The organism is Pleomorphochaeta sp. DL1XJH-081 (genome assembly GCF_049310885.1).
Taxonomy (GTDB): Bacteria; Spirochaetota; Spirochaetia; order Sphaerochaetales; family Sphaerochaetaceae; genus CAYZJV01.
On the sequence record NZ_JBMDYO010000058.1, the window covers coordinates 1 to 280 of the forward strand.

At 59.3% G+C, this 280-nt stretch carries 1 protein-coding gene; it reads right to left on the bottom strand.

Annotated elements, in window-relative coordinates; translation table 11 throughout:
• The coding region (locus tag ACODJP_RS13895; RefSeq protein WP_422482510.1) for a pyridoxal-phosphate dependent enzyme at positions 1–280 on the bottom strand (280 nt) is incomplete at both ends.

Consider the following 280-nt stretch of genomic DNA (forward strand, 5'->3'; position numbering starts at 1 on the left):
GGCGCATCGTGTTTTCCGCATCCTGCTGGTGGATATCCAGCACCTCATCCACCAACGAGGCATTAAAAATGCCCGGCATATATTCCTGTGGCCAGCGGCGGATCCCCGGAATGCTGCTGCCCTCTTCCGGCTGTAGCCCAATGATGCTTACCGGCTTCGCCTGTTCGCGCAGAAAACGCGATACGCCGGTAATGGTACCGGTGGTGCCCATGCTGGAAACAAAGTGGGTGATACGCCCGTCCGTCTGGCGCCAGATCTCCGGGCCGGTGGTGGTGTAATG